This is a genomic window from Streptomyces sp. NPDC101165 (genome assembly GCF_044768135.1).
Lineage (GTDB): Bacteria > Actinomycetota > Actinomycetes > Streptomycetales > Streptomycetaceae > Streptomyces.
This window is the reverse complement of the sequence record NZ_JBIWPG010000028.1, coordinates 1-12,417: the sequence shown is the minus strand read 5'-3', so window position 1 is coordinate 12,417 and position 12,417 is coordinate 1. Positions and strand designations below refer to the sequence as shown.

The 12,417-nt window shown below is 72.5% G+C and carries 11 protein-coding genes; 1 reads left to right on the top strand and 10 read right to left on the bottom strand.

Annotated elements, in window-relative coordinates; genetic code table 11:
• Positions 1 to 4 precede the first annotated feature (4 nt).
• Together glpK and ACIRVH_RS40870 are read right to left on the bottom strand one after the other, a co-directional pair.
• A complete protein-coding gene (gene glpK / locus ACIRVH_RS40875) occupies positions 5 to 1,519 on the bottom strand; it encodes a glycerol kinase GlpK (protein ID WP_403964751.1) in 1,515 nt (504 codons plus the stop codon).
• A 46-nt stretch (positions 1,520 to 1,565) separates the two neighbouring features.
• Positions 1,566 to 2,333 (bottom strand): IclR family transcriptional regulator, encoded by a 768-nt coding sequence (locus ACIRVH_RS40870; RefSeq protein ID WP_403964749.1) that lies wholly within the window; start codon positions 2,331 to 2,333, stop codon positions 1,566 to 1,568.
• A 198-nt stretch (positions 2,334 to 2,531) separates the two neighbouring features.
• Here ACIRVH_RS40870 and ACIRVH_RS40865 point away from each other — a divergent pair, with 198 nt between their 5' ends.
• Positions 2,532 to 2,957 (top strand): ATP-binding protein, encoded by a 426-nt coding sequence (locus ACIRVH_RS40865; RefSeq protein WP_403964747.1) that lies wholly within the window; start codon positions 2,532 to 2,534, stop codon positions 2,955 to 2,957.
• Here ACIRVH_RS40865 and ACIRVH_RS40860 read toward each other — a convergent pair.
• From ACIRVH_RS40860 to ACIRVH_RS40825, 8 genes are all read right to left on the bottom strand, one after another.
• On the bottom strand, positions 2,897 to 4,093 hold the full coding sequence (locus tag ACIRVH_RS40860) for a PP2C family protein-serine/threonine phosphatase (protein ID WP_403964870.1): 1,197 nt from the start codon (positions 4,091 to 4,093) through the stop codon (positions 2,897 to 2,899). The genes ACIRVH_RS40865 and ACIRVH_RS40860 overlap by 61 nt on opposite strands.
• Positions 4,094 to 4,219: 126 nt before the next feature.
• Positions 4,220 to 4,978, bottom strand: coding sequence for an IclR family transcriptional regulator (locus ACIRVH_RS40855; protein ID WP_403964745.1), 759 nt, complete (start codon positions 4,976 to 4,978; stop codon positions 4,220 to 4,222).
• A gap of 43 nt (positions 4,979 to 5,021) precedes the next feature.
• Positions 5,022 to 5,594, bottom strand: coding sequence for a DUF6817 domain-containing protein (locus ACIRVH_RS40850; RefSeq protein WP_403964743.1), 573 nt, complete (start codon positions 5,592 to 5,594; stop codon positions 5,022 to 5,024).
• Positions 5,595 to 5,622: 28 nt separating this feature from the next.
• Positions 5,623 to 6,831: a sensor histidine kinase gene (locus ACIRVH_RS40845; RefSeq protein WP_403964741.1), complete on the bottom strand. Its 1,209-nt coding sequence runs from the start codon at positions 6,829 to 6,831 to the stop codon at positions 5,623 to 5,625.
• Entirely contained in the window at positions 6,828 to 8,573 is a 1,746-nt protein-coding gene (locus ACIRVH_RS40840; RefSeq protein ID WP_403964739.1) for a cation acetate symporter, read from the bottom strand. Before ACIRVH_RS40840 ends, ACIRVH_RS40845 begins: the two co-directional genes overlap by 4 nt.
• Entirely contained in the window at positions 8,570 to 8,911 is a 342-nt protein-coding gene (locus tag ACIRVH_RS40835; RefSeq protein ID WP_403964737.1) for a hypothetical protein, read from the bottom strand. The genes ACIRVH_RS40840 and ACIRVH_RS40835 overlap by 4 nt, the downstream gene beginning before the upstream one ends.
• A gap of 113 nt (positions 8,912 to 9,024) precedes the next feature.
• Positions 9,025 to 9,792 carry a LytR/AlgR family response regulator transcription factor gene (locus ACIRVH_RS40830; protein WP_403964735.1) on the bottom strand — a complete coding sequence of 256 codons (768 nt, stop codon included), beginning with the start codon at positions 9,790 to 9,792 and terminating at the stop codon, positions 9,025 to 9,027.
• A gap of 45 nt (positions 9,793 to 9,837) precedes the next feature.
• On the bottom strand, positions 9,838 to 12,213 hold the full coding sequence (locus tag ACIRVH_RS40825; RefSeq protein ID WP_403964733.1) for a glycoside hydrolase family 65 protein: 2,376 nt from the start codon (positions 12,211 to 12,213) through the stop codon (positions 9,838 to 9,840).
• Positions 12,214 to 12,417 lie beyond the last annotated feature (204 nt).

The window sequence follows — 12,417 nt, the reverse complement described above, 5'->3', positions numbered from 1 at the left end:
CCGGTCAGGGCGACCGCGGCGGTCTCACCCACCCCAGCGACCGTTCCACGGCCCGCTGCCAGTTCTCGTACTCCCACTGCCGCACCTCGGGGTCCATGTCGGGCAGCCACTGGCCGGCCCGGTGCCAGTTGCGGCGCAGTACCTCCAGGTCCGACCAGTAGCCGGCGGCGAGGCCGGCCGCGTAGGCGGCGCCGAGGGAGACGGTCTCGGCGACCATCGGCCGCACCACGGGCACGTCGAGCACGTCGGCCACGAACTGCATGAGCAGGTTGTCGGCCGTCATGCCGCCGTCCACCTTGAGCTGCTTGAGGGCGAGCGAGGAGTCGGCGTTCATGGCGTCGACGACCTCGCGCGTCTGCCATCCGGTGGCCTCCAGGACGGCTCGGGCCAGGTGTCCCTTGGTGATGTACGAGGTGAGGCCGACGATGACCCCGCGGGCGTCGCTGCGCCAGTGGGGTGCGAACAGACCCGAGAAGGCGGGCACGATGTAGCAGCCGCCGTTGTCCTCGACCGACCGCGCGAGGGTCTCGATCTCCGGGGCGCTGCTGATCAGTCCCAGCCGGTCGCGGAACCACTGGACCAGTGCGCCGGTGACGGCGATCGAGCCTTCCAGGGCGTAGACGGGCGGCGAGTCCCCGATCTTGTAGGCGACGGTGGTGAGGAGTCCGTTCCGGGACCGCACGAGATCATGACCGGTGTTGAGCAGCAGAAAGCTGCCCGTGCCGTAGGTGCACTTCGCCTCGCCCGGGGAGAAGCAGGTCTGGCCGAAGAGGGCGGCCTGCTGGTCGCCCAGGGCGGCCGTGATGGAGACGCCCGGGAGCAGCGAACGGGCGTCGCCGTACGTCTCGGCGGAGGACCTGATCTCGGGCAGCATCGAGTGGGGCACGCCGAAGAAGGCCAGGAGTTCCTCGTCCCAGGTGAGGCTGCGGATGTTCATCAGCATCGTGCGGCTGGCGTTGGTGGGGTCGGTGATGTGCAGGCCGCCGTCGGCGCCGCCGGTGAGGTTCCAGATCAGCCAGCTCTCGATCGTTCCGAACAGCACCTCGCCGTCCTCCGCGCGCTGTTCGAGGCCCTTGACGTGGTCGAACAGCCAGCGGATCCGCAGTGCCGAGAAGTAGGTGGAGGGCGGCAGACCGCACCGCTCCAGGAAGAACTCCTCTCCGGGTTGCTGTCCGAGGGCCTCGACGAGCGGCGCCGTACGGGTGTCCTGCCACACGATCGCCCGGCCCAGCGGGGCGCCCGTGCGCCGGTCCCAGAGCACGGTGGTCTCCCGCTGGTTGGCCAGGCCGATGGCGGCGACCTGTCCCGTGTCGAGGCCGGCGCCCGACAGGGCCTCGGGCACGACGCGCTGCAGGTTGTGCCAGATCTCGACGGCGTCGTGCTCGACCCAGCCGGGCCGGGGAAAGTGCTGCTGGTGCTCCCTCTGCGCGACCGACACCAGCCGTCCACGGTGGTCGAACAGAATGCATCGGGTGGAGTTGGTCCCCTGATCGATGGACATTACGTACCGTTCAGCCATGATCGGGTTCTGCCTTCCGACGGGTCGGGGAGCGGCGGGTCCGGGTCTACCAGCGAGTGGCCCCCAGGTCTCTGGAGATCGCCCGCGAGGCCTCGCGGATCAGGGTGATCTGACTCGGGCGGGGGTGGCCCTGGCTGTCACAGATCCGCTCGACGGGACCGGACAGCCCGATGGCGCCGACGACGAGGCCGCCGTGGCCCCGGATCGGCGCGGCGAGCCCCGCCTCGCCCATGCTCATCTCCTGGATCTCGGCGGCCCAGCCGAGTTCCCGGACCTCGGCGAGCGCCCGGGTCAGCTGCTCGGGAGTGACCAGGGTGTGCCGGGTGTACGACTCCAGCTGCAGTTCCTGGCCCGGCTCCAGGGACGCCGCCCCGTAGGCCAGCAGTACCTTGCCGAGCGAGGAGGCGTGCAGGGGCAGCAGCGAGCCCACGTCCAGGGTCTGGAAGGTGTCGTCCGGCCGGAACACGTGGTGGACCACGAGAACGCGGCCCTCCAGCGGGGTCCCGAGGCGCACCGATTCCCCGCTGCGGGCGGCGAGGGCGTCGGCCCAGTTGAGGGAGCGCGACCGCAGCTCGTTGACGTCCAGGTAGCTGGTGCCGAGGTGCAGCAGGGCGGCCCCGAGCTGGTACTTTCCGGTCGCCGCGTCCTGCTCCACGAAGTCCACGTGCTGGAGTGTGCGCAGGATGCCGTGGGCGGTGCCCTTCGCCAGGCCGAGGGAGGCCGCCACCTCGCCTAGCCCGAGCCGGCGGGGCCCGGCGGCCAGCAGCCGCAGGATCGCCGCCGCCCGTTCGATCGACTGGACTGGGCCGGCCATGAAGCGAGCGTATTACCGCCACGGGCGCTTCGCTTCACGGGCGGGTTGGGCGCCCCGGCTTCGGGCGGGACGCCTGGCGTTCGGTAATGCCGACCACCGTTCATTGACCCGCCCGGTTTGTCTCCATAACGTGCTTCAAAGCCCGGAGAAGTGACCACGGAACGGCGCACGACCGGCAAGAACACCCGAGGAGTGAACATGGCGGCTCAGCTCAACACGCTGCTGCGTGAGGCGTGCGAACACGTGTGTCCGCTGCCTCCGGTCACCGGCGCCGTACCGGCCGTACGCCGCCGTGTGCGCGCCGTCCTCGACGACTGGGACGTGTCCTCGGAGATCGTCGACGATGCTCTGCTGATGGTGTCCGAGCTGGTCACCAACGCGATCGTGCACGCCCTGCCCCCGGCCAGGCTGCGGCTGTCGTGGATTCGGTCCGACGAGCACTGCACCCTGCGCGTCGAGGTCACCGACACCGGCCCCGCGCTGCTGGGCGGACGGTCCCGGGCCGGGATGGACCCGGACGAGCACGGCCGGGGCGAGGCGATCGTGCACGCCCTCGCTGCGCGTCATGGCATACGCGTCGACGCCGGCGGGGTCACCCGCTGGGCCGACCTCGTCGCGATCTGAAGCCCGGCATCCGACCGGAACTGCGCGGGGACAGGTTCGACCACGGTCCGCTTGCGCAGCAGAAGCAGCGCGGCGTCGTCGTGCAGCCGCCCGCCCACATGGGCCAGCAGTTCCTCATGGAGCGCGGTGAGCGTCCGCGCCGGCTCGTCGCACGTGTGCCGGGCCACCCCTTCGGCCAGCGGGTAGAACTCGCGAGCGTGATCCCGGGCCTCGGTCACCCCGTCGGTGTAGAGCAGCAGCTGGTCCCCGTCGGCGAAGGGCAGCACCTGGAGTCGCGGGTCCTGACCCGACAGGGCGCGCAGCCCGAGCGGCGGAGCGGGATCGTCGGCCTCCACCGCCTCGACCTCTCCGGACGCGGAGATCATCAGCGGGGGCGCGTGTCCACAGTTGACGACCTCCAGCTGCCCCGTCCCGGGGTAGCCGGCCACCACGGCGGTGACGAAGTCGTCGGGGCCGAGATTGCGCGCCAGGCTTCGCTCGATCCGGCCGACGACGGCGAGCAGGTCGGGCTCGTCGTAGGCGGCCTCACGGAAGACGCCGAGCACCAGGGCCGCGGTCCCCACCGCGGGCAGCCCCTTGCCGCGCACATCGCCGACGATCAGCCTGACCCCGTGCGGGGTGTCCACCAGGGCGTAGAGATCCCCGCCTATGCGGGCCTCCGCCGCGGCGGCGGAGTAGCGGACGGCCACCTGGAACGGGCCGACGGTCTCCGGGACGGGCTGGAGGAGGGCGTGCTGGGCGGCCTCCGCGACCGTGCGGACGGCCGCGAGGACCCGCTCCCGGCGGCCGCGCAGGGCGCTGGCCAGGGCACTCGCCGCGGTGACGGCCACTATGGCGGACAGGACGGCCGCCAGTTCGCGCGCGGGAACCCCGCCTCTGGTGCCCAGCACCGCGCCCAGCACCACGGCCAGGAGGCCGACGCAGAGCACGCCGCGCGGCCCGTTGGTGGTGGCGGCCAGCGCGGGTCCGGCCACCAGCAGCGGCAGGCAGATCATCCCCGCGCCACCGGCGAGGTCGGCGACCACGATGACGGCGACGATCAGCACCGGCAGCACGTGCAGAACGGCGGCGAGCGGCCCGGCGGCACGCCGGTGGGTGTCTGCCCAGGGCAGAGCTCGTTCGTTCGACAGCCGCATCGGCCAGTGGTGTCGCGCCTGGCTCATGTCTAGTCCGAAGTCCTCGCCTTTACGGTGTACACATCCCGGAATATCCGGTCAAACCAGGAAACGTGCTGAGCGTGGGCAGCCACAAGGCGTGGATTTTCAGATAGTGAGCGAGAGGCTCCTGGTCACACGGCTCGCGATCGTGATCAGCCGGGACCGGACCTCCTGGAGCTGCGCGTGCCGCTCCACCGGCATGGAGACGCCGAGCGAGCCGAGTGTGTCCCCGCAGTAGACGGGCACGGCGACGCACACCGTGCCGAGTGCGTACTCCTCGAGGTCGGTGACGGCCGGTGCCAGGGGGGAGGTGTCGAGCCTGCGCAGCAGTTCCGGACGGCTGGTGATGGTCCGCGGCGTGAGATCGGGGAGGTGGTGCCGGGACAGGTACTCCTGGCGGCCGTCCTCGTCCAGTTCCCGCAGCACGGACTTGCCCAGTGCGGTGGCGTGTGCGGCGTCCTCGAACCCCACCCAGAGCTCTGCCCTGGGCGCGCGGGGGCCGTCGACGATCTCGGCGACCCTGATCTCGCCGTCCTCGTAGAACGTGAGGTAGGCGGCGCTGACCAGCTCGTCCCGCAGCGCGGAGAGCGTCGGGCGGACGCGGCTGAGCAGCGCCTGTGTGTTGCCCGCCGAGTGCAGCGACGTCAGCTTCTCGCCCAGGACGAAGACACCGTCGTCGAGTTTGCGCAGGTATCCGTCGTGGACCAGGGTGCGCAGCAGGTGATAGGCGGTGGCCAGGGGCAGCCCGGTCTCACGTGCCAGCTGTTTCGCCGGCGCGCCGTTCTCGTGCGCGCTCACCGCCTCCAGCAGCCGGAAGGCACGCTGCACGGACGTGATGAGCGTCGGGCCGTCCTGAGCGCCCATACGAACAGACTGCGTCGCGCACCCGGGCTCAGGCAAGCAGGGGTCACATCGCGGGCGCGGCCAGGACCGTACGGCAGTCGAGCCAGGCGTCGGCGCTGAGCAGGTTCTGGAGCCGGGTGAAGAGGGCGAAGAGGTCGGGGCCCCACTGGTCGCGGAAGGCGGGGTCGATGCGGGCGAGGTCGAGTTCGTTCGCGGCCGACAGTTCGGCGAAGTCCCGGCGCAGCTGCGGCTCCGGAACCCGGGAGAGGCCGGTGAAGCGGTCGTGGAAGGGGGCACCGGGCCGGGCGAGGTCCGGGTAGGTGGCCTTCCGGTCGCAGGAGGCGTACACGTGGACGATCTCCTCGGCCTCGGCGCCGATCACCGCCGCGAGGTCCGTACGGCGGTCCACGGGCAGCAGTCCGGTGGGAAAGCCGTCGGTGCCGTAGCAGGCGTGGCAGAGCCCGGCGAGCTGGAGGGCGGGCCGGGCCTGCCACAGGGCGAGCCGGTCCTGGACACGCCTCAGGTGCGCGAGGAGGGTGCCGCCGGGGTGGGTCATGCCTTCCGCCCCCAGCTCGCGCAGCAGGGCCACGGCCCGGTCGGCGGCCACGGCGAAGGCGGGCTCGGTGTTCGCGTCCATGCGCTCTTTCTCCCTCATGTCGTCGAGGTCATGTCGTCGGGTGGACCGGACGGACACCGGAGCGGAACTTCGGGACGCGTACGGTGATCTTCGTGCCGGCCCCGACGCCGGTCTCGATGACCAGGCCGTGCGCGTCGCCGTACACCTGGCGCAGTCGCATGTCCACGTTGCTCAGGCCGATGCCGGCGGACGGGCCGCCCCTGCCGCGCAGGATCTCGCGCAGGCGCTGCGGCTCCATGCCGACGCCGTTGTCCTCGATGACGACCCGGGCCTCGGTGCCCTCGTCCTCCGCGACGATCGTGATGCGGCTGCGGTCGACGGACTCCTCCAGACCGTGTTTGAGCGCGTTCTCGACGAGGGGTTGCAGACAGAGGAAGGGCAGGGTGACCGGCAGCACCTCGGGGGCGATCCGCAGGGTCACCTCCAGGCGTCTGCCGAAGCGGGCGCGGGCGAGTTCGAGGTACTGCTCGATGGAACGCAGCTCCTCCGCGAGGGTGGTGAAGTCGCCGCCCCGGCGGAAGGAGTAGCGGGTGAAGTCGGCGAACTCCAGGAGGAGTTCGCGGGCCCGCTCGGGGTCGGTACGGACGAAAGAGGCGATGCTCGCGAGGGAGTTGTAGATGAAGTGCGGGGAGATCTGGGCGCGCAGGGCCCGGATCTCCGCCTCGATCACGCTGGAGCGGGCCCGGTCCAGGTCGACGAGTTCGAGCTGGACGGAGACCCAGCGGGCCACTTCCTCGGCGGCCCGGACGATCACGGCGGACTCCTGGTCGCCGAACGCGGCGAGCGTGCCGGGGTTCCGGCCGTCGACGGTGAGCGGTGCCACGACTCCCCGGCGGACGGGACAGGTGTCGTTGTCGCAGGACAGTGCGAAGGTCTGGGTGCGGCCGGTGCGCAGGGCGTGGGCGAGGTGCGCCTCGGCCTCGTCGCGGTGGTGGTCGCCGACGCCGTCCCAGGCCAGCACGGACTCCTCGTCGGTGAGGGCGAGGGCGACCGTGCCGAGCAGGGGGCGCAGTCGCCGGGCCGCCTTGCGGGCGGTGTCCGGGGTGAGGCCGGCGCGCAGGGGCGGTGCGGCGAGCGAGGCGGTGTGCAGGGTGTGGAAGGTGGCCCGTTCGACGGGGGTGCCGGGACCGGCCGGGTTCTCCTGCTGCCGGCGGGCGCCGGCATGGCCGAGGGCGGCGCCGAGCGCGAACAGGGCGAGCGCGGCGAGAACCAGGGCGACGGTGCCGAGTGCGCTCACGGGCGCCCCTGGGCGCCGAGCAGAGCAGGCCGGCCGGCGACTGTCTCGGGCAGATGGAGCCGGGCCATCATGGCGGCGGCGCTCGCCGGGACGCGGTCGCGGGTGGCCAGGGAGATCAGCACCATCGCCGCGAACCCCACGGGCACCGACCAGACGGCGGGCCAGGCCAGCAGGGCGTGGAGCGGGCCGGAGCGGGCCCCGCCCGCGATGGTCACCGTCACCGCGGTGAGCGCCGAGCCGCCGCCGAGGATCAGTCCGGCGACGGCGCCGGGCGGGGTGAGGCCGCGCCACCAGATGCCGAGGAGGAGCAGTGGGCAGAACGAGGAGGCGGACACGGCGAAGGCCAGGCCGACCGCGTCGGCCACCGGCAGGTCGCTGACGACCGTGTTGGCGGCGGTGGGCACCGCGATCGCCGGCAGCGTCGCCAGCCGGAAGTGCCGGATCCCGAGGGTCGGCAGCACGTCCTGCGCGAGGACGCCGGCGACGGACATGGTGAGTCCGGAGACGGTGGACAGGAACGCCGCGCAGGCGCCGCCCGCCACGAGGGCGCCGAGCAGGTCGCCGCCGACTCCGCCCATCAGCCGCTGCGGCAGCACGAGGACGGCCGCGTCGGTGTCGCCGGTGAGCAGCAGGTCGGGCGCGTAGAGGCGGCCGAGCACGCCGTAGAGCGGGATCAGCAGGTAGAAGGCGCCGAGCAGGCCGAGTACGACGACGGTGGTGCGGCGGGCGGCGCGGCCGTCGGGGTTGGTGTAGAAGCGCACGACGACGTGCGGCAGGCCCATCGTGCCGAGGAACGTGGCGAGGATCAGCCCGTAGGTGGCGTACAGGCCCCGCTGTTCACGGCCGGCCGACAGCGGGTTCGCCCAGCTCGACGGGGTCGCCTGGGCAGCGCCTGCGTCGCGCAGGGGCACGGGGGCGCCGGACGGGAAGCGCAGGGTGGTGTCGGCGCCGATCCGGTGGGGGCCCGCGTCGAGGGTGAGCGGGCCGCCGTCCAGGGGCCGTCCGTCGACGGTTCCGGTCGCGGTGATCCGAACCGGCTCGTGGACGGTGAGGGTCAGCGGACGGTCGAAGCGCACCTGGGTGGAGCGCTGGAAGACGGGCCGTTCGTCCCAGGACGGGGCCGGGGTGTGGTCCGCGCGCCAGGCGAGCAGCAGGAACACGGCGGGCACCAGCAGGGCGGTGAGTTTCAGCCAGTACTGGAAGGCCTGGACGAAGGTGATGCTGCGCATGCCTCCGGCGGCCACCGCCACGGTGACCACGGCGGCGACGACCAGGCCGCCGAACCAGCTGGGCGCGCCGGTGAGCAGCCGCAGGGTCAGTCCGGCGCCGCGCAGCTGGGGCAGCAGATAGAGCCAGCCGACGCCGACGACGAGCACGCTCGCGATCCGCCGGACGGCCCGGGACTCCAGGCGCGCCTCGGCGAAGTCCGGCAGGGTGTAGGCGCCGGAGCGGCGCAGCGGGGCGGCGACGAAGGCCAGCAGGACCAGGAACCCGGCGGTGTAGCCGATCGGGAACCACAGCATGTCGACGCCCTGGGCGAGGACCAGTCCGGCGACGCCGAGGAAGGAGGCGGCGGACAGGTACTCGCCGCTGATGGCGAACGCGTTGAGCCGCGGCGGCACGCTGCGCGAGGCGACGTAGAAGTCCGAGGTGGTCCGGGAGATCCGCAGACCCAGCGCGCCGACGAGCACCGTGGCCAGGACCACGGCCGTCACACCGGCGATTCCGTACGTCTGGCTCAACGCGTGGTCACGTCACCCTCGTTGCGCTCGGCACGGCGGACGTACCAGGCGCCGGTGCACAGCAGGGCGGGATACGGCGCCACGCCCAGGACGAGCCAGACGCCCGGCCGGGTGTCGGCGAGCGGAAGCATCCGCAGCAGTACGGGAAGCAGGCCCAGCGAGACCGCGAGCAGGAGGGTGGCGGTGAGCGCCGCTCGGAACTGACGGCGCATCAATGACCTCACAGCCGAGCCGTCGTCGGCCTGGGCGGTCGCGGGGCGGGGCCGGGGCGGGCCGGCGCGTTCGGTGCCGGGCCCTCCGGTGACCACCTCTCTGCGAGGGACGGACTCCGCACCCATGACGCACTCCCGACGCCGCGGTGATCACCTTGTTGCGGTGAGTGTACGCAGCGCGCCATCGGTGAGGTAGACGCCGGACGAGGTTCGCACCCGCTCGCCACAGCCGTCCGCGGTCACCGCGGCCTGCCCACCGCGCCCTGGGCCTGCCGCGCCAGCAGGTCCCGCAGTTCCCGGGCGTTGCGGCGGCTCACGGCGAGGATCCGGTCGCCGACGCGGACGGTCAGGTTGCCGCCGTCCAGGCGTAGTTCCTCGATGCGGCCGAGGGCGACCAGGCGGCTGCGGTGGATGCGGACGAAGCCGCGGGAGCGCCACTGTTCCTCCAGCGCGGACAGCGGGATCCGCACCAGGTGGCTGCCGTGCGGGGTGTGCAGGCGCGCGTAGTCGCCCTGCGCCTCGACGTAGGTGATGTCGGCGATGGAGACGAAGCGTGTCACCCCGCCCAGTTCCACGGGCACCTGGTCGCCGAGCGCGCCGGCCGGACCCTGCACGGCCCGGGTCAGCTCGGCGACGCGCCGTACGGCCTCCGCGAAGCGCTCCTTGCGCAGGGGCTTGAGGAGGTAGTCCACGGCCTTGAGGTCGAACGCCCTGAGTGCGAAGTCCTCGTGGGCGGTGACGAAGACGATCAGCGGCGGTGCGGCGAAGCCGCCGAGCAGGTCCGCCAGGTCGAGGCCGCTGAGGCCGGGCATGTTGATGTCGAGGAAGACGACGTCGACGGCCTCGGCGTCGTCCGGCCCGGCCTCCCTGGCCCGTTCGAGCAGGCGCAGCGCCTCGGTGGCGTCCAGGGCGGGCAGGACGGTACCGATCCGCGGGTCGCCGCCCAGCAGGAACAGCAGCTCCTCCAGGGCGGGTTCCTCGTCGTCCACCGCGAGTGCGCGCAGCATCTCCCGTATCTCCTCGTCTCCGCTTCCCTGCGAACACCCAGACTGTCAGTCCGGCAGCCGCATGCGCACCCTCTCCCCCGGACCGACGCGCACCACGCGGTCCGGCAGCCGGATGTCGATGGGTGTGGGCCCCGAGGCCTTCGGCATGGCGACCTCCAGCTGGCCGTGACGCAGCCGCAGCCGTACGCCCCAGTGGCCCTGGTAGCGCAACGAGAAGCCGTACGAGGAGAGTTCCGGGAGCGGGACCGGGTCGAGCCAGAGTTCGCTGTCGCGGGTCTCCAGGCCGGTCAGGCAGCGCTGGACGAGGCCGAGGGTGCCGGCCATGGCACCGAGGTGGATGCCCTCGCCGGTGGTGCCGCCCTGGACGTCGGCGATGTCCCCGCGCAGCGCCTCCTGGACGAAGGACCAGGCGTCGGCGCGGCGGGCACGGGCCAGGATCCAGCCGTGGACCAGGCCACTGAGGGTGGAGCCGTGCGTGGTGCGGTGGAGGTAGTGGTCGACCGTCGCGGTCCAGGTTTCCTCGTCGAGGCGGTGGCCCAACCAGGCGAAGAGGGAGCGGAGTTCGGCCGGCGAGAACAGGTAGCCGAGCATCAGGACGTCGGCCTGTTTGGACGCCTTGTAGCGGTTGACGGTGTCGCCCTCCGCCTCCAGGATCCGGTCCAGGCGGCGGATGTTGCCGTACCGTTCGCGGTAGCCGTGCCAGTCCAGTTCGGCGAGGTTGCCGTATCCCTCGAACTGGCTGATCACTCCGTCGTGGAAGGGCACGTGGAGGGTGCGGGACACCTCCTCCCAGCGGGCGAGTTCGCTCTCCTCCAGGCCGGTGCTCTCGACGAGTTCGCGGCGGCGCGGCTCGGGCAGGGTGCGCAGCAGGTCCAGGGTGCGGGTGAGGACCCAGGCGGCGGTGACGTTGGTGTACGCGTTGTCGTCCAGGCCGGGTTCGGGTGCGCCGGGGTAGGCGTCGTGGTACTCGTCGGGGCCGACCACGCCCCGGATGCGGTGCCGGCCGAGGTGTTCGTCGTAGGTGGCCGAGTCGGCCCAGAAGCGGGCGATCTCGAGGAGCGTCTCGGCGCCCTCGGTGTGCAGGAAGTCCATGTCGCCGCTGGCCTCGCAGTACTGCCAGACGTTGTACGCCACGGCCGAGCCGACGTGCCGCTGCAGCCGGGAGTGGTCGGGCAGCCAGCGCCCCGACCGGGGGTTGAGGTGCAGCTCCTGGGTCTCCTCGCGGCCGTCGCTGCCGCTCTGCCACGGGTACAGCGCACCGCGCAGGCCGGCCTCGCGGGCCGCGTGCCGGGCCGCGTCCAGGCGGCGGTGGCGGTAGTGGAGCAGGGCGCGGGAGACCTCGGGCAGATGGAGGTTGAGGTAGGGCAGGACGAACAGCTCGTCCCAGAAGACGTGTCCCCGGTACGCCTCGCCGTGCAGGCCCCGTGCGGGCACGCCGACGTCGAGGTCGGCCGTGTGCGGGGAGAGGGTCTGCAGCACGTGGAAGAGGTGCAGGCGCAGGATGCGGCCGGGATCTCCCGGTACGTCGAGTTCGGCCCGCCGCCACAGCTGCTCCCAGGCCGTGAGGTGCGAGGTGAGCAGCTCGTCGAAGTCGGGCGCGTCGGTGACCCGGTCGAGGGCCGCGCACAGCGGGTCGCTGATGGCCGGGTCGTGGGAGGTGTGCAGCGCGACGGTCTTGTCGACGGTGACCGTACGTCCGGGCTCCAGAGACAGCCACAGGTGCTGTACGGCCCGCTCCGTCTCGTGGGCGTCCGACACCGGCACGTCGGCGACCAGCCGGGAGGCGAGCCCGATGGCGGTGTCCGAGGTACGGGTGTGGCAGCGCAGCCACATCGTGCCGGGCGCGGCCGCGCTGCCCGCCTCCACATGGGCGAGGTGGCGGCCGTCCAGGTCCCGGTAGCGGGCCACGCCGGAGTTGGTGACGCTCCCGTCGAGCGCGGCCTCGACGTCCAGCTCGGCGGTGCGGCCCTCGACGGTGAGGTCGGTGCGCAGGGCGGCGAGGTGCGGGTCGGCCATGTGGACGAGGCGGAGCTGCCGGACGAGGAGCGTGCCGTCGAGGCCGACCCGGTAGCGGGTACGGCGCTCCAGTACGCCCGGGTCCAGGTGCAGGACCTGCTGGTGCTCGACGACCGGGGCGGTGTCGGGGGTGAGCCAGTCGCCCTCGGCGGGGCGGAAGCGGAGCGGCAGCCAGTTGGGCAGGTTGACCATGTCCTCGTTCTGGACGCGGCGCCCGCCGATCTCGGAGGTGAGCCGGTTGTAGCAGCCTGCCGCGTAGGTGCCGGGGTAGTGCACGGCGTCCGCGACGCACTCGGGCAGCGCTCCGCGGGTGGCGAAGTAGCCATTGCCGAGCGTGCACAGGGACTCCCGCAGGCGTTCCTCCGCGGGGTCGTAGCCGTCGTACTCCCACAGCAGACCCGTCACCGAAGCGGTCCTTCCGTCCTCCTCGGTCCAGTCTGCCTCGCTGTCGGGAGATCGGCCTGCGGAGGGGGGGGGGGGGGCGGCGGGGGCCCCCCCCGCCGCCCCCCCCATGGGGGCGCGGGGAACTGCGCGACCAGCCCCCACCGGCCCGCAGCCAGGCACGGACAACGAGCGGCAGCGGCTAGGCACGGACAACGGGTGGCTCGT